Here is a 15,107-nt window from a genome sequence, read left to right on the forward strand (position 1 = left end):
GGCATCCTCGTCCCGCCCCTCGGGAGCCCGCCACCGCCCGGCTACGCGGAGGCGCTCCCCGCGGCCTCGGGGCGCAGCACCACCGGCAGCGTCTCCAGGGCGTGGACGAGAACGCTGCGCCGGTGACGGAGCTCCTCCGGGGGCACGGCCAGGCGCAGGTCGGGGAACCGGTCGAGCAGCGACCGCAGGGCCACCTCCCCCTCGAGGCGCGCCAGGGGTGCACCCAGGCAGTAGTGCAGCCCGTGACCGAAGGCCAGGTGCCCGCCGGTCTCGCGGTCCGGGTCGAGCAGCTCGGGCCGGTCGAAGCGTCCCGGGTCGCGGTTGGCCGCGCCCACGGACAGCGTGACCACCGACCCCGCCGGGATGGTGGTGCCCGAGTACTCGACGTCCTCGGCGGCGAAGCGCAGGGGGGCGTTGTGCACGGGGCCGTCCCAGCGCAGGAACTCCTCGACCGCCGCCGGGATCCGCTGCGGGTCGGCCAGCAGGTGCTCGCGCAGCGCCGCGTCGGTGGCCACGCCCAGCACCGCGTTGCCGATGAGGTTGGCCGTCGTCTCGTGGCCGGCGATGAGCAGCAGCACGCCCATCGCGACGACCTCCTCGGTGCTGAGCTGGTCCCCGGCCTCGGAGACCTCGACCAGCGCCGAGATCAGGGCGCCGTCCGGGGCGCGCCGCTTCGTCTCGACGAGGGCGTACAGGTACTGGGCCAGCCCCGCGGTGGCCTGCTGCTCGTCCACGTCGTCCTGGTCGTCGACCAGTGCCCGCGACCAGGTGCCGAAGGCGTCGCGGTCGGTGTCGGGCACCCCGAGCAGCTCGCAGATGACGGCCATCGGCAACGGCACCGCGTAGCCGGCCAGCAGGTCGACCGGCTCGGTCTCCGGCACCGCGTCGAGCAGGGCGGCGGCCAGTGCCTCGATGCGGGGACGCAGCTCGGCGGTGCGCCGTGCGGTGAAGGCCCGGGACACCAGCCGGCGCAGTCGCGTGTGGTCCGGCGGGTCGAGCAGGATCATCATCGAGCCGAAGGGACCCGGCAGGCGCGGGGCCTGCGCGCGGACCTCCGGCGGCAGGGTCGCGCGGTGGTCCTTGACCAGGCGGGGGTCGGTGAACGCCGCGCGCACGTCGTCGTAGCGCGTGACCAGCCACGTGGTGCCGCCCCGGGGCAGCGCCACCTCGCGCACCGGCGCCTGTGCGCGCAGCCGCTCGTAGGCGGGATAGGGGTCGCGCCAGAAGGAGCCCTCGAAGACCGACGCGTCGACCGCGGTCACCTCAGGACCCCCTGCCCAACCGGCTCATCGACCCAGCCTCGGGGCCGGGGACGCCGCCGGCAAGGCCGGACGGCGTGTCACCGGCGCCCTCCACCGCGCTCAGACCTCTGCCAGGCCGTCGATCCGGGCGACCTCGTCGTCGGAGAGCGAGAACCCGTCGATCGCCAGGTTGGCCCGGATCCGTTCCGGGGTGGCCGACTTGGGGATGACGACGACGCCGTGCTCGACGTGCCAGCGCAGCACCACCTGCGCCGGGGTGACGCCGTGCGCGTCGGCGACCTCGCGCAGCACCGGGTCGCCGAGGTCGGTGTTCTTGAACGGGCTGTAGCCCTCGAGGACGACGCCGCGGTCCCGGTGGCCGGCCTCGACGGCCGGGTCGTACAGCGGCGGGGCCCAGCTGACCTGGTTGACCTGCGGCGTCACGCCGGTCGCGCCGGTCAGCTCGTCGACCTGCTCCAGCGAGTAGTTGCTCACGCCGATCGCCCGCGCGCGGCCGGCCTCGCGGGCGGCGACGAAGCGCTCCCAGACGTCCGGCCTGGCGCCCCCCGGCGGCCAGTGGACGAGCCACAGGTCGACCGCGTCGACGCCGAGCGCGTCGAGAGACCCTGCCAGCACCTGGTCGGCCTGGTCGGCTCGTGGCGGCGGCAGCTTGGTCGTCACGAAGACCTCGTCCCGGTCGACGCCGGAATCGCGCAGCGCCCGCCCGACCTCGGGCTCGTTGCGGTAGATCGCCGCGGTGTCGAGGTGCCGGTAGCCGGCGTCCAGGGCGGTGCGGACGGCCTCGTAGCACTCGGAGCCGCTCATCAGCCAGGTCCCGAACCCGATCAGCGGCATGCCGGGGGCACCGTCGAGCGGCACGGTGGGGAAGCTCTCGGTCATGCCGCATCGTCCCGGCTGACCGGCTCCGCCGACAACACCCGGCGATCCGGTCAGCCGAGGAACCCGTCGACGACCTGCGCGAGCTCGGGGCTCGAGGAGACGTCGTAGTGCGGGCGTCCCGGCAGGACGGCCAGCCGGGACGCCGGCCGCCCGGAGCCGTCCCATCCGGCGTCGCGCAGCCCCCGGCCGAGCAGGGCGAAGAACTCGGCGGCGTGCGCGGGCGGGATGCCGTCCGCGTCGCCGTAGACCAGTTGCACCGGCGCGGTGATCCCCCGGACCTCCTCGCTCCAGTCGTAGGGGGTCCGCAGCAGCGCGCCGGTCTTGTCCATGAGCACGGGGAACCCGTCGGGGTCCGGCGCGACGGCGGCGTAGGCCGCGTACATCGGCGTCTGCCGCATCACCTCGAAGCCCGCGGCACCCACCTGGTCCATGCCGGCCAGGACGTCGGGGAACCAGCCGTCGCGACGGCACGGCGCGGAGACGACGAGCCGCCGCACCACCTCGGGGTGCCGGATCGCGGCGCGCAGGCAGACGCCGCCGCCGAGCGAGTAGCCCATGGGGTCCGCCGGCCCCAGGCCGAGGTGCCGCACGAGCGCGGCCACGTCGTCGGCCGGGGCGTCCCAGGAGAAGGGCCGGTCCACGTCGGCGGTGTGGCCGTGCCCCTGCAGCTCGACGGCCACCACGCGCCGCCCGGCGGCCAGCCGGTCGAGGACGTCGCCGAACGCCTCCGCCACGCCGAAGCCGGCGTGCACGAGCACGAGCGGGGTGCCGCCCTGCCCCAGGCTCCGCCAGTACATGCCCACCCCGCCGGTGGCCGGTGCGTACCCCTCGTCGACCCGCAGGTCCGTCGTCGTCATGCTGGGTGTGACGGCTCCCGGGCCCGGGGGTCATCGCCGGTGGTGGGATGGGGCGCCGAGCGCCCGTCCGGGGCGCCAGCTGAGGAGGTCCGCGTGCAGTACGTCGAGAACGTCATCGAACTGGTCGGGCACACCCCGCTGGTCCGGTTGACGTCCGTGACCCGCGACCTCGGGCCGGACGCGCCCCTGGTGCTGGCCAAGGTCGAGTACCTCAACCCCGGGGGCTCGGTGAAGGACCGGATCGCCGTGCGGATGGTCGACGCCGCCGAGGCCAGCGGCGCGCTGCGGCCCGGCGGCACCATCGTGGAGCCGACCAGCGGCAACACCGGCATCGGGCTGGCGCTGGTCGCCCAGCAGCGCGGTTACCGCTGCGTCTTCGTCTGCCCCGACAAGGTGGGCAAGGAGAAGATCGACGTGCTCAAGGCCTACGGCGCCGAGGTGCACGTCTGCCCGACCGCCGTCGACCCGGCCGACCCGCGGTCCTACTACTCGGTCTCCGACCGGCTGGCGCGCGAGACCCCCGGCGGCTGGAAGCCCGACCAGTACGCCAACCCGGCCAACCCCCAGTCGCACTACGAGTCGACCGGCCCGGAGATCTGGGAGCAGACCGACGGGAGGGTGACCTGCTTCGTCACCGGCGTCGGCACCGGCGGCACGATCAGCGGCACCGGCCGCTACCTCAAGGAGGCCTCCGGTGAACGGGTGCGGGTGGTCGGCGTCGACCCGGAGGGGTCGGTCTACTCCGGTGGCACCGGACGCCCCTACCTGGTCGAGGGCGTGGGCGAGGACTTCTGGCCCGACGCCTACGACCGCTCGATCGCCGACGAGATCGTCGCCGTCAGCGACGGGGACTCCTTCGCGATGACCCGGCGGCTGGCCCGCGAGGAGGGGTTGCTGGTCGGCGGCTCGTGCGGCATGGCGGTGGCCGGCGCGCTGCGTGCCGCCGAGCGGCTGACCCGGGACGACGTCGTGGTGGTCCTGCTGCCGGACGGCGGCCGAGGTTACCTCGGCAAGATCTACAACGACGACTGGATGGCCGACTACGGCTTCCTGGAGCAGGCCACGCAGGGCACCGTCGGCGAGCTGCTCGCGGGCAAGGGTGGGGCGACGCCGGAGCTGGTGCACACCCACCCCAACGAGACCGTGCGCGACGCCATCGACATCCTCCGCGAGTACGGCGTCAGCCAGCTCCCGGTGGTGCGCGCCGAGCCCCCGGTGACCGCCGGGGAGGTCGTCGGGTCGGTCGAGGAGAAGGCGCTGCTCGACGCGTTGTTCGCCGGGCGGGCCAACCTCGCCGACCGGGTGGAGCGGCACATGTCCCCGCCGCTGCCGATCATCGGCTCCGGCGAGCCGGTCAGCGCCGCGGTCACGGCGCTGGGGACGGCGGACGCGCTGCTGGTGCACGAGGAGGGCAAGCCGGCCGGCGTCGTCACCCGGCAGGACGTGCTCGGGCACCTCGCCGGGTCGGCTCCTACGGTCGAGTCATGAGCCCCACGCACGGCTTCAACACCCGCGCCATCCACGCCGGGCAGGACCCGGACCCGGCCACCGGCGACGTCGTCGTCCCCCTGCACCTGGCGACCACCTTCAAGCAGGACGGCGTCGGCGGGCTGCGCGGCGGCTACGAGTACGCGCGCAGCGCCAACCCCACGCGGACGGCGCTGCAGGAGGCGCTGGCCGCCCTCGAGCAGGGCCGCACCGCGCTGGCGTTCGCCTCCGGCCTGGCCGCCGAGGACACGCTGCTGCGGACGGTCTGCGAGCCGGGCAGCCACGTCGTCCTCGGGGGCGACGCCTACGGCGGGACGTTCCGGCTCATCTCCAAGGTGGCCTCCCGCTGGGGCGTCGAGCACACGCCGGCCGACCTCAACGACCCCGACGCGCTGCGGGCGGCGATCCGGCCGAGCACGCGGGTCATCTGGTGCGAGACGCCGACCAACCCGCTGCTCAACATCGCCGACATCGCGCTGACCGCCGAGGTCGCCCACGACGCCGGTGCGCTGCTCGTTGTCGACAACACCTTCGCCTCGCCCTACCTGCAGCAGCCGCTGACCCTCGGCGCCGACGTCGTCGTCCACTCGACGACGAAGTACCTCGGTGGGCACTCCGACGTCGTCGGCGGCGCGCTGGTCGTCGGGGACGACGCCGAGCTCGCCGAGCAGCTGGCCTTCTCGCAGAACGCGATGGGTGCCGTCTCCGGCCCGCTGGCCGACTGGCTGGTGCTGCGCGGCATCAAGACCCTCGGCGTCCGGATGGACCGGCACCAGGACAACGCCGCCCGGGTGGTGGAGTTCCTGCTCGGCCACCCGGCCGTCGCCTCGGTGCGCTACCCGGGCCTGCCCGACCACCCCGGGCACGAGATCGCCGCGAAGCAGATGTCCGGGTTCGGCGGGATGCTCTCGTTCCGCCTGGCAGCCGGGGAGGACGCCGCGCTGCGGGTGTGCGAGCGGGCGCAGGTCTTCACCCTCGCGGAGTCCCTGGGCGGGGTGGAGTCGCTGATCGAGCACCCGGCGCGGATGACCCACGCCAGCGCCGCCGGCTCCCCGCTGGAGGTGCCGGCCGACCTGGTCCGGCTCTCGGTCGGCATCGAGGACGCCGAGGACCTGATCGCCGACCTCGACCAGGCCCTGGCACTGTGATCCTCCGGATCACACGGCGGCCAGCAGAAGGACCCCGTCCTCCTCACCCCTCGCACGCTCGGGGCGAGCCTCGGGACGGGGCCGCACCGCCGAACGGAATCAGCGCGGGGCGGTGAGGATCCGGGGGCCGTCCTCGGTGACCGCCACGGTGTGCTCGACGTGCGCCGCGCGGCTGCCGTCGGCGCTGCGCAGCGTCCAGCCGTCGGCGGCGACCCGGTAGTCGTCACTGCCACCGGCGAGGAACCAGGGCTCGATCGCGATCACCAGGCCCGGGCGCAGCGGCAGCCCGCGGCCGGGGCGGCCCTCGTTCGGTACGGACGGCGGCTCGTGCATGGAGCGGCCCACGCCGTGACCGCCCTGGTCGGTGTTGATCCCGCAGCCCCCGGCCCGGCCCACCGCACCGATCGCCGCCGAGATGTCGCCGAGGCGGTTGCCGACGACGGCCGCGGCGATCCCGGCCGCCAGCGCGCGCTCGGTGGTCCCGACGAGCTCCAGGTCCTGCGGTCGCGGCGTGCCCACCGGGAAGGTGATCGCCGCATCGCCCACCCAGCCGTCGAGGGTGGCCCCGGCGTCGACGCTGAGCAGGTCGCCGTCCTCGAGCTCCTCCGGTGTCGGGATGCCGTGCAGCGCGACGTCGTTGACCGACAGGCAGACGACGCCGGGGAACGGCGGCGTCGTGGCCAGCGGTGCGTAGCCGAGGAACGGCGAGGTGGCGCCGGCACCGGCCAGGACGCCCCGGGCCACCTCGTCCAGCTGGGTCAGCCGGACGCCCGGTGCCGCGGCGGCGCGGACGGCGGCCAGCATGTCGGCCACGACGGCTCCGGCGGCGCGCATGGCGTCCAGCTCACCCGGCGTGCGCAGCTCGATCATCGGTCCTCCTCGGGCGGCGAGATCGGCGATCTCGCACGGATACGGGCCTCGAGCGTGCGAGATCGGCGATCTCGCACGCTCGAGCGGGGGGCTCAGCCGGCCAGCTGCTCCTCGAACCAGACGCGCGCCCGGGCGTTGCCCGCCCGGCCCCGGTCCCCCGCCGCACGCACCTGCTCGGCGAGCTCACCGGACACGCAGCGCTGCAGAGCGGCATCGAGGGCCTCGGCGGTGAGCTCCTCGGCCGGGACGACGAGCGGCCAGTCCAGCGCGGTGGCCTGGCTGGTCACCTTGGCGCCTCCGCTGATGGGGTCGCAGGCGACGACCGGCCGGCCGTGCTTGAGACCGAGCACCAGCGCGTGCAGCCGCATGCTGACCACGACGTCGGCCCGCCGGACCAGCGCTTCCACCTGGGCCGGACGGCGCGCGTGCGGCTTCTCGAAGAGGTCCATGTCCAGCTCGAACCAGCGCAGCGCCCGGTCGGCCAGCCACTCCTCGATGGCGCCGCGGACCCGCTCGGCCTGGCTGCGCTCGCCGTACTCGCCCTGCACCGGCGTGAACGCCACCGCGAGCACCGGCGCCTCCGGATCCGGGCCCTCGACGGCGAGGTCGGGGCGGGCCAGGCCGGCGGCGTCGCGCTCCCAGACCCGGTCGAAGAGCCCGCGCGCGGACTCCTGCACCACCGAGACGTTGACCGCCCAGCGCTGGGCACCGGCGAAGGTCTCGGTGAGCTCGCGCAGCAGCGGCCGGTCGGCCAGCGGGCCGCTGACAAAGACCAGGTGGGTGTAGTCGGCCGGGTCGACGTCCCGCCAGTCCAGGCCGCGCTCCATGTACGGCGCCCAGGCGACGTCGTGGTCGATGCCCAGGTCGGTGAGCCAGCCGGTCACCACGTCGGCGCCGAGCTCGTCGCCCACGGTGGCGATCACCTCGTCGAAGCTGAACCACCCGGCGAGCAGGACACGCATGGTCACCAGCCTCGCACCCACGGGTGACGGGAACCTGTCGAGGGAACGAGATCCTGGTCGCAGCGGTTGTCCCGACCGTCGTCCGACCCGAGGAGAGCCCCGTGAGCGACACCGCCAGCGACCTCGACCTGACCGCCATCGAGCAGGAGCGCACCCGCATCCGGGAGGCGCACCTCAGGCCCGCCGGGGAGCGGCCGTCGTCGACCGCTCGCGGCCTGCACCACACCGCGCTGATCAGCAGCGACGTCGAGCGGACCGTCCGCTTCTACCAGGACGTGCTCGGCTTCCCCCTGACGGAGCTGATCGAGAACCGTGACTACCCGGGCTCCTCGCACTTCTTCTTCGACATCGGCCACGGCAACCTGCTGGCCTTCTTCGACTTCCCCGGCCTGGACGTCGGCCCGTACGCCGAGGTGCTCGGCGGGCTCCACCACATGGCCATCAGCGTCGACCCCGACCGCTGGCAGGACCTGGTGCAGCGCCTGACCGGCGCCCGGGTGGAGCACGAGGTGCACAGCGGCGTCTCGGTGTACTTCCGCGACCCCGACGGCGCCCGCATCGAGCTGATCGCCGACCCGCTCGGCGAGATGTACGGCTCCAAGGTCCTGTAGCCCGCCCGACCCACCTGGCCCCGCCCGGGCACCGCCCGGAGCCTGCGAGGGGTGGGGAGGACGGGTCCTTCGTCAGGCCGGGGAGTCGACCAGGTCGGCGTAGTCGGGGTGCCGGTCGATCCAGGCGCGGACGAACGAGCAGCGCGGCACCGCCCGCAGCCCGCGCGCCCGGACGTCGTCCAGGGCGCCGCGGACCAGCGTGCTGCCCACACCGCCGCCCTCGGCGTCCGGGTCGACCTCGGTGTGGGTGAACACGACCCGGTCGCCCTGCCGCTGGTAGGCGGCCAGGCCGAGCACGCGGTCGTCGGCCCGGGCCTCGTAGCGGCCGGCCTCGGGGACGTCGGTGACGGTGAGATCCATGTCGGCTCCCTACCCCGCTCGCGGCGCGGAACCGCCCGGGCACGACGAGGGCCCGGTCACCGTGGTGACCGGGCCCTCGGGTGCGAGTAGCGGGGACAGGATTCGAACCTGTGACCTCTGGGTTATGAGCCCAGCGAGCTACCGAGCTGCTCCACCCCGCGTCGGTGACACCACCATACACGCCCCAGAGCGGCCCACGCCCGAGCCCCCGAGACCCGGGGGGTGCCGGTGGGGACGACCTGCCCGGCGAGCTGGACCCGCCGCTCGACGGCGCGGGCACGCGTCTCCCCGCTCCAGGTCCGCTGGGCGTGCAGGCCCGCGGGTCCCGTCGCGTCCGTGTGCGTGCCCGGCCGGGCGCGCCCGGAGCCGTCAGGCGGGGGCCTGCGCGGGCTCCTCGGACCGGCGCGGCGTCTCCGCCGTCCCGCCGGGAGGTGGGGTCCGGCGCTTGCGCGCCCGGAGCATCCGCGACAGAGGCGTCCGGTGACCGAAGGCGGCCGTCACCCGGTCGAGGAAGATCGCGAGCAGGACGACCGCGAGACCGCCCTCGAAGCCCGAGGCGACGTCGAGCTGGGTCACCGCCCGCACGACCACGGCACCGAGACCGGCGGCGCCCAGCAGTCCGGCGGTGACGACCATCGACAGCGCCAGCATGATCACCTGGTTGATGCCGGCCATGATCGACGGCAGCGCGAGCGGGAGCTGGACCTCCCGGAGGATCTGACCGGGCCGGGCGCCGAAGGCGTGTGCCGCCTCGACGACCTCCCGGTCGACCTGCCGGATGCCGAGCTCGGTCAGCCGCACGCCGGGCGGGATGGCGAACAGGATCGTCGCCACGACGCCGGGCACCACACCCACGCCGAAGAAGAAGACGGCCGGGATGAGGTAGACGAACACCGGCGTGGTCTGCATGGAGTCCAGCACCGGGCGGACGACGACGCTCAGCGCACGGTTGCGGGCCGCCAGGATCCCGATCGGCACCCCGATCGCCGTGGCGATCACCGCCGCCACGAGGACCAGCGCGAGGGTCTGCATCGTCTCGACCCACAGCTCCAGCGAGACCACGAGCAGGAACGCCAGCACCGTGTAGAGCGCCAGCCCCCACCCGCGGACGAGCAGGGCGACCAGCGTGAACACGACGATCCAGACCACCGGCGGTGGCGTCGCCAGCGCCTCGGTCAGGCCGTCGACGAGGACCTGCATGACCGCCGAGATCGCGTCGAACAGCCACGGCACCGTAGCCAGCAGCCAGTCGATGAAGTCCGAGACCCACTGCCCGAGGGGGATGTCCGGCACCGTCAGCCCTCCTGTCGCGCGGGGACGGCGGCCAGCGCGTCGAGCACCGCCGCCCGTGGCACCACGCCCAGCAGCCGACCGTCGTCGTCCACGACCCCCAGCGGCACCGGGTGGCGCCCGACGAGGTGGACGAACTCGACCAGCGGGCGGTCCGGTGCGGTCGTGGCGTAGTCGGCGACGAGCTCACGTGGGCCGACGGCCGTCCGGCCCTCCTGCCGCGCGCGGGCGAGCAGGTCGTCGCGCGCCACCCCCGCGATGCGCCGGTCGGCGTCGAGCACGTACACGCCGTTGGCCTCCGCGGCACCGAGGGCGCGCAGCACCTCCCCGGTGGACTGGCCGAGCCGGGCGGTCATCCGCGGCTCGCGCAGCAGGTCACCGGCGGTGAGCACGCGGGTCCGGTCCACGTCGGAGGTGAAGTCGGCGACGTAGGCGTTGGCCGGCGCAGAGATGATCTCCGGTCCGGTGCCGAGCTGGACCGTGCGCCCGTCCTTGAGCATCAGGATGCGGTCGCCCAGCCGCATGGCCTCGTTGAGGTCGTGCGTGATGAAGACGATCGTCTTGTGCAGCTCGGTCTGCAGCTGCACCAGCAGGTCCTGCATGTCCCGGCGGATGAGCGGGTCCAGCGCGGAGAACGGCTCGTCCATGAGCAGGACGTCGGAGTCCGCGGCGAGCGCGCGGGCCAGGCCCACGCGCTGCTGCATCCCGCCGGAGAGCTGGTCGGGCCGGGCATCGGCCCGGTCGAGCAGCCCCACCGTGCGCAGCGCCCAGTCGGCACGCTCCCGCTGCTCGGCTGCCGGGACCCCGCGGATCTTGAGCGCGTAGGCGGCGTTCTCCCGCACCGTGCGGTGCGGGAGCAGCGCGAAGTGCTGGAACACCATGCTGACCTTGTCGTTGCGCAGCGTCCGCAGGTCGGCGTCGCCGAGCGCCCGCAGGTCCTGGCCATCGACCTCCACCGTGCCGGCGCTGGGCTCGATGAGCCGGTTGAGCAGCCGGACGAGGGTCGACTTGCCGGACCCCGACAGCCCCATGACGACGAACAGCTCACCGCGCTCGACGGAGAAGCCGACGTCGTGGACGGCGAGGGTGCTCCCGGTCCGCCGCAGGATCTCGTCGCGCGCGACGCCCTCGCCGGCCAGCCGCAGCGCCTCCTCCCCGCGCGCCCCGAAGACCTTCGTCAGCCCGGTCGCCCGCAGTACCGGCGGCACGGTCAGCCGACCCACTCGTCGATCTGGGTGGCGTGCTCGTCGACCCACTGCCGGGCGACGGTCCCGACGTCCTCGCCGTCGACGTCCACCTGCTTCTGCATCTCCTCCATCTCCTCGACCGAGATGCGCAGGTCGACCAGCAGGTCGACGAACTCGGGAGCCTGCTCCTGCAGCTCCGCGCTCGCGGCGATGTTGGCGCTGTACGAGGGCATGGCACAGGCGCCGTTGCCGGTGGTCAGGCAGCCCTCGGTGTAGGGCGTGGGCTCCTCGAGCTGGACCATGTCGTACTGCGCGAAGACCGCGTGCGGGTGGTACAGGTACAGCACGATCGGCTCCTGGCGGCTGTAGCTGTTCTCCAGCTGCGCCAGCTCGGCCGCCTCACTGGAGACGACGTGCTCCAGCGTGATCCCGTAGCCCGCGAGCCGCTTGGCGTTCTGCTCGGTGGTGATGTAGCCGGGGTCGGCGTCGTAGAACTTGTTGCCCAGCTGGTCGGCGTAGTCGTTGAGCTGGGTGACGCTGGTCAGGCCCTCGAGCGGGCCGCCGGGCGCGACGGCGTAAGCGGGTACGAACCACCCCTGCGCGGCGTCGCCGTAGGTCTCCGAGACGATCTCGACCTGCTCGGCAGCGCTGTCGGCGAGCTCCTGCTGGTTGGGGAGGGCGACCTCGGTCAGCAGGTCGATGTCCCCGCGCTGTGCACCGGCCCACGCCGCGGCCGGGTCCAGCTGCGTCGTCTGCAGCGTGGCCACGCCCAGCTCGGGACGGTCGGCGGCGATCTCGCTGAGGATGGAGTTGGTCAGGCCGGCGGCCGTCCAGCTGAACTGGGCGGCCTGGACGGTGATGCCGTCCCCACCGCCGGTCGCACTGTCGGCGCCCTCCTCGGCGCTGCACCCGGTGACGGTCGCGGCGAGGACGGCGGCCAGCGCCACCGCGGATGCGCGGGGACGGATCGTGGTGCGCAGCATGAGGGTCTTCTCTCGTTGCGGCGCCGGGCGCAGGCTCGCCGGCGGGGTGGTCGTGCGACGAAGCGCAGGCCCCTGGAGGGGACCTGCGCCTCGCCGTGCGGTCAGTTCTCGGAGACGAGCGTCGTGCAAGTGCCCGGTCAGGCGCCAGTCGGACCGACCGGCTTGTCCCCCCGGAGCGTGATGCGGTGCATGACGCGCCGCTGGTCACCGTAGTCGCGGTTGGCGTAGTGCACGGTCGAGCGGTTGTCCCACATGACGACGTCGCCGACCGACCACCGGTGCCGCACGATGTGTTCGGGCTTGGTGATGTGGGCGTAGAACAGGTCGAGCAGGTACCGGCTCTCGGCGTCGGACACGTCCTTCAGGTGCGAGACGAACCCGGGGTTGACGAACAGTCCCTTGCGGCCGGTCTCGGGGTGGATCCGCACCACCGGGTGCTCGACCGGGACGAGTGCCTGGAACTGCTCGCCCTCCCACTTCGTCCGCGCCTCGCGCTGGGCCAGGTAGTAGCCGAACTCTCGGGTGCCGTCGTGCACCGCGACCAGCTGGTCGGCCAGCCGCTGCAGCGGCTCGCTGAGCGACTCGTAGGCCAGCTGGAGGTCCGCCCACTGGGTGTCCCCGCCCGTGGGCGGGAGGACGACGGCGCGCAGCACCGAGCCCAGCGGCGGCCGGCGGACGAAGGTGACGTCGGTGTGCCAGACGTCGGCGAACCCGCCCGAGGCGCTGTCGAGCGCGTAGATCTCCGGGTGCTCCTCGTCGACCCCCGGCACCACGGGGTGGGACTCGGTGACATCGCCCAGGCGGCGGCCGAGCGCGATCTGGCCGTCCGGGTGCAGTGCGTGCTGTCCCGAGAAGAACAGCACCTTGTGGGCGGCGAGCGCCGTGCGGATGGCGCGCACCTGCGCGTCGGTGGCGGAGGCGAGGTCGACCCCGTGGACGCGGGCGCCGAACCCGGGCGCGAGGCGCTCCAGGTCGAGGGCCGCGGGGGCGGTGGACGTCGCCGGGGCAGGCAGGACGGGGGCAGTGATGGTCATGACGGGGACTCCGGTGGGATGGGTGGTGGCGGGCTCGGACGGCGTCAGGCCGTACAGAGCGCGCTCGCGCACCGGAGCAGGTCGATGTGACGGCGCGCGACGAGCGCAAACCGCACAATCCCGACCGAACTCATAGGGATTACCGTAGCGGCTCCCCCGCCCCCCGTATCGAGGGGGTGCCCGTGTCCCTGCCGGGCCGGCTGTCGATCGACCGGACGCCGGCTCTGCGTCATCGCACACGTCCGGCCGGCATCCGTACCCCGTCCTGGCCCGTTCCGCTCAGCCCTCCAGGAAGGGCGGCGCTCCGGAGGATCTCGCGGTCAGCCTGTCGCCGTGGGCTTCACATCGAAGGCGACGAGCACGGCCTCGACGATGGAGTCCACGTACTCACGGGTGATGGGGTCACGGGTGATCAGCATGCGGGTCCAGATCGGGCCGATGAGCAGGTCGATCAACAGGTCCTGGTCGACCGAAGGGGCCAGTTCGCCGCGAGCGATGGCCAGCGCCAGGACCCGCCGGTAGGCCTGTCGGCGGGTGTGGATGACGGTGTACAGCAGGTCGGTGATCTCGGGGTGGTGACCGGCCTCACGGATGAGCTGGGCGACGAACTGCCCTCGGCCGCGCACGAACGCCTCCACGGCGCCGTGGAGCAGCGCGAGCAGGTCGACCTTCAGGGCGCCGGAGTCCGGCACGTCGACGCTCTGCAGAGCCAGCCTCTCCACCCCCGCGGCGGCGACCGCAGCCTTCGACGGCCACCGGCGCAGGATCGTGGTCTTGGCGACGCCGCTGCGGGCGGCCAGTTCGTCGAGCGTCAGGCCGGCGTAGCCGTGAGAGCCGAGCAGCGCGATGACCTGTTCGAGGATGCGGTCGTCGAGGGCGCGGTCCCGTGGCCGTCCGCGGCCCGACGACGGACGTGGCGTGGCACCCATCTCCTGCGCAACTTCCCGTCTCGATGAGGGCGCTTGGACCCTACTCGATGCCCTGACACGCTGCGAAGCTCCCTGTCGGGACTTGCGCTACCGCTGGTTGCGGAGCTCCGTCGATGGACCAGCTCTCCCTCGACGTGGCTGCCGCAGCCCCGGGGTCCACGCCGGTCCCGGAGGTGGCGCCGTCTCCACGCGCACCGGTCTCGTCCACCGGTCAGCGTCCCGGCGGAGGTCACCTCGACGCCTGAGCAACGGGCGCGCATGCCGGCGCCGCACCCCCGGCCGGGGGACGGCCCCGAGGTCCCACACCGGAACAGGCGTTGAGGCACTGACTCGAACCGTCCAGTGCCGATCCGACCGCATCAGGACGACCAGGTGCCGACTCCAGCCGACATCGCGGCCACCGCCGCACCTGCCAGGAGAGGAAGAACCGTGACAGAGACCCGAATGCCGTATCCGGTCCGCGTGGACGCGTCGCAGACCCCCTCGGTCTCACGCGGGCTGTGGCTGGTCAAGTGGCTGCTGCTCGTCCCGCACTACGTCGTGCTGGCCTTCCTCTGGCTGGCCTTCCTGGTCGTCAGCGCGGTCGCGTTCTTCGCGATCCTGTTCACGGCGCGCTACCCCCGGCCCCTCTTCGACTTCAACGTCGGGGTCCTGCGCTGGAGCTGGCGGGTGCACTACTACGGCTACGGGGCACTGGGGACCGACCGCTACCCGCCGTTCACCCTCGCCGAGGTGCCGGACTACCCCGCCCACCTGGACATCGCCTACCCCCAGCGGCTCTCCCGCGGGCTCGTGCTGGTGAAGTGGTGGCTGTTGGCCATCCCGCACTACCTGGTCCTCTCGGTCTTCACCGGCGGTGGGATCTGGCTCGGCACGAGGTCCGGGACACCCGACAGCGCCTGGGACGACGGCTGGGGCGCCGGTGTCAGTCTGGTCGCCCTGCTGGTGTTCATCGCCGCGATCGTGCTGCTGTTCACCGGCCGCTATCCCCGGCCCCTGTACGACTTCGTCCTCGGTATGGACCGCTGGGCGCTGCGGGTGACCGCGTATGCCGCCCTGATGACCGACCGCTACCCGCCCTTCCGGCTCGACCAGGGCGGTACCGACCCCGGGTCAGTACCCACCGAGCCCCTCGCGCCGCCGCCCTCCGGCGTGCCGGCCGGAGCGCCGCCGGCTCCGGCAGCTCCACTCCGGTGACCGCTCGCCGCCCCCGGGATGACGCACGGCCCGGGGGCGGCGAGCTGAGC

16 protein-coding genes and 1 tRNA gene are annotated in these 15,107 nt (G+C 73.6%); 4 read left to right on the forward strand and 13 right to left on the reverse strand.

What is annotated here, in order from left to right; genetic code table 11:
* Positions 1–41: 41 nt before the first annotated feature.
* The 3 genes from GOBS_RS20555 to GOBS_RS20565 all read right to left on the reverse strand — a co-directional run bounded on the left by GOBS_RS20555 (position 42) and on the right by GOBS_RS20565 (position 2,998).
* On the reverse strand, positions 42–1,262 hold the full coding sequence (locus GOBS_RS20555; protein WP_012950193.1) for a cytochrome P450 family protein: 1,221 nt from the start codon (positions 1,260–1,262) through the stop codon (positions 42–44).
* A 99-nt stretch (positions 1,263–1,361) separates the two neighbouring features.
* Positions 1,362–2,141 carry an aldo/keto reductase gene (locus GOBS_RS20560; RefSeq protein ID WP_012950194.1) on the reverse strand — a complete coding sequence of 260 codons (780 nt, stop codon included), beginning with the start codon at positions 2,139–2,141 and terminating at the stop codon, positions 1,362–1,364.
* 50 nt (positions 2,142–2,191) lie between these two features.
* On the reverse strand, positions 2,192–2,998 hold the full coding sequence (locus tag GOBS_RS20565; protein ID WP_012950195.1) for an alpha/beta fold hydrolase: 807 nt from the start codon (positions 2,996–2,998) through the stop codon (positions 2,192–2,194).
* 93 nt (positions 2,999–3,091) lie between these two features.
* Between GOBS_RS20565 and GOBS_RS20570 the strand changes: the two genes are divergently transcribed.
* Together GOBS_RS20570 and GOBS_RS20575 are read left to right on the forward strand one after the other, a co-directional pair.
* Complete coding sequence (locus GOBS_RS20570; protein WP_012950196.1) at positions 3,092–4,486, forward strand: cystathionine beta-synthase; 1,395 nt, start codon at positions 3,092–3,094, stop codon at positions 4,484–4,486.
* Positions 4,483–5,634 (forward strand): cystathionine gamma-synthase, encoded by a 1,152-nt coding sequence (locus tag GOBS_RS20575; protein WP_012950197.1) that lies wholly within the window; start codon positions 4,483–4,485, stop codon positions 5,632–5,634. The genes GOBS_RS20570 and GOBS_RS20575 overlap by 4 nt, the downstream gene beginning before the upstream one ends.
* 99 nt (positions 5,635–5,733) lie before the next feature.
* Here the strand turns inward: GOBS_RS20575 and map are convergent, their stop codons facing one another.
* Both map and GOBS_RS20585 read right to left on the reverse strand, forming a co-directional pair.
* Complete coding sequence (map, locus tag GOBS_RS20580; protein WP_012950198.1) at positions 5,734–6,504, reverse strand: type I methionyl aminopeptidase; 771 nt, start codon at positions 6,502–6,504, stop codon at positions 5,734–5,736.
* A 92-nt stretch (positions 6,505–6,596) separates the two neighbouring features.
* Positions 6,597–7,466, reverse strand: coding sequence for a polysaccharide pyruvyl transferase family protein (locus tag GOBS_RS20585; protein ID WP_012950199.1), 870 nt, complete (start codon positions 7,464–7,466; stop codon positions 6,597–6,599).
* Positions 7,467–7,567: 101 nt separating this feature from the next.
* On the opposite strand from GOBS_RS20585, the gene GOBS_RS20590 reads away from it, so the two are divergent.
* Positions 7,568–8,077 (forward strand): VOC family protein, encoded by a 510-nt coding sequence (locus tag GOBS_RS20590; protein WP_012950200.1) that lies wholly within the window; start codon positions 7,568–7,570, stop codon positions 8,075–8,077.
* A gap of 72 nt (positions 8,078–8,149) precedes the next feature.
* On the opposite strand, the gene GOBS_RS20595 is transcribed toward GOBS_RS20590, so the two are convergent.
* The 8 genes from GOBS_RS20595 to GOBS_RS20625 form a co-directional block, all read right to left on the reverse strand.
* A complete protein-coding gene (locus GOBS_RS20595) occupies positions 8,150–8,437 on the reverse strand; it encodes a GNAT family N-acetyltransferase (protein ID WP_012950201.1) in 288 nt (95 codons plus the stop codon).
* Positions 8,438–8,524: 87 nt separating this feature from the next.
* Positions 8,525–8,598 (reverse strand) — tRNA-Met (locus tag GOBS_RS20600).
* A 208-nt stretch (positions 8,599–8,806) separates the two neighbouring features.
* Complete coding sequence (locus tag GOBS_RS20605) at positions 8,807–9,730, reverse strand: ABC transporter permease (RefSeq protein WP_012950202.1); 924 nt, start codon at positions 9,728–9,730, stop codon at positions 8,807–8,809.
* Positions 9,731–9,732: 2 nt separating this feature from the next.
* Positions 9,733–10,935 carry a quaternary amine ABC transporter ATP-binding protein gene (locus tag GOBS_RS20610; protein ID WP_012950203.1) on the reverse strand — a complete coding sequence of 401 codons (1,203 nt, stop codon included), beginning with the start codon at positions 10,933–10,935 and terminating at the stop codon, positions 9,733–9,735.
* 2 nt (positions 10,936–10,937) lie between these two features.
* The gene (locus GOBS_RS20615) at positions 10,938–11,897 is read right to left on the reverse strand and encodes a glycine betaine ABC transporter substrate-binding protein (protein ID WP_012950204.1); all 960 of its coding nucleotides are present in this window, start codon (positions 11,895–11,897) and stop codon (positions 10,938–10,940) included.
* 137 nt (positions 11,898–12,034) lie between these two features.
* Entirely contained in the window at positions 12,035–12,931 is an 897-nt protein-coding gene (locus tag GOBS_RS20620) for a TauD/TfdA dioxygenase family protein (RefSeq protein WP_049788633.1), read from the reverse strand.
* A 44-nt stretch (positions 12,932–12,975) separates the two neighbouring features.
* The gene (locus GOBS_RS29835; protein ID WP_424954947.1) at positions 12,976–13,164 is read right to left on the reverse strand and encodes a putative leader peptide; all 189 of its coding nucleotides are present in this window, start codon (positions 13,162–13,164) and stop codon (positions 12,976–12,978) included.
* An 87-nt stretch (positions 13,165–13,251) separates the two neighbouring features.
* On the reverse strand, positions 13,252–13,860 hold the full coding sequence (locus GOBS_RS20625) for a TetR/AcrR family transcriptional regulator (RefSeq protein ID WP_012950206.1): 609 nt from the start codon (positions 13,858–13,860) through the stop codon (positions 13,252–13,254).
* Positions 13,861–14,289: 429 nt separating this feature from the next.
* Between GOBS_RS20625 and GOBS_RS20630 the strand changes: the two genes are divergently transcribed.
* Positions 14,290–15,057, forward strand: coding sequence for a DUF4389 domain-containing protein (locus GOBS_RS20630; protein ID WP_012950207.1), 768 nt, complete (start codon positions 14,290–14,292; stop codon positions 15,055–15,057).
* The last annotated feature ends 50 nt before the right edge of the window (positions 15,058–15,107 follow it).

It is taken from the genome of Geodermatophilus obscurus DSM 43160, from assembly GCF_000025345.1.
In the GTDB taxonomy this organism is placed as follows: domain Bacteria; phylum Actinomycetota; class Actinomycetes; order Mycobacteriales; family Geodermatophilaceae; genus Geodermatophilus; species Geodermatophilus obscurus.

Excerpts from the sequence above, each read along its gene's own strand:
- GOBS_RS20625 (WP_012950206.1), bottom strand. The coding sequence starts at position 13,860 with ATGGGTGCCACGCCACGTCCGTCGTCGGGCCGCGGACGGCCACGGGAC.
- GOBS_RS20565 (WP_012950195.1), bottom strand. The coding sequence starts at position 2,998 with ATGACGACGACGGACCTGCGGGTCGACGAGGGGTACGCACCGGCCACC.
- GOBS_RS20585 (WP_012950199.1), bottom strand. The coding sequence starts at position 7,466 with ATGCGTGTCCTGCTCGCCGGGTGGTTCAGCTTCGACGAGGTGATCGCC.
- GOBS_RS29835 (WP_424954947.1), bottom strand. The coding sequence starts at position 13,164 with ATGACGCAGAGCCGGCGTCCGGTCGATCGACAGCCGGCCCGGCAGGGA.
- GOBS_RS20575 (WP_012950197.1), top strand. The coding sequence starts at position 4,483 with ATGAGCCCCACGCACGGCTTCAACACCCGCGCCATCCACGCCGGGCAG.
- map (WP_012950198.1), bottom strand. The coding sequence starts at position 6,504 with ATGATCGAGCTGCGCACGCCGGGTGAGCTGGACGCCATGCGCGCCGCC.
- GOBS_RS20560 (WP_012950194.1), bottom strand. The coding sequence starts at position 2,141 with ATGACCGAGAGCTTCCCCACCGTGCCGCTCGACGGTGCCCCCGGCATG.
- GOBS_RS20595 (WP_012950201.1), bottom strand. The coding sequence starts at position 8,437 with ATGGATCTCACCGTCACCGACGTCCCCGAGGCCGGCCGCTACGAGGCC.
- GOBS_RS20615 (WP_012950204.1), bottom strand. The coding sequence starts at position 11,897 with ATGCTGCGCACCACGATCCGTCCCCGCGCATCCGCGGTGGCGCTGGCC.
- GOBS_RS20620 (WP_049788633.1), bottom strand. The coding sequence starts at position 12,931 with ATGACCATCACTGCCCCCGTCCTGCCTGCCCCGGCGACGTCCACCGCC.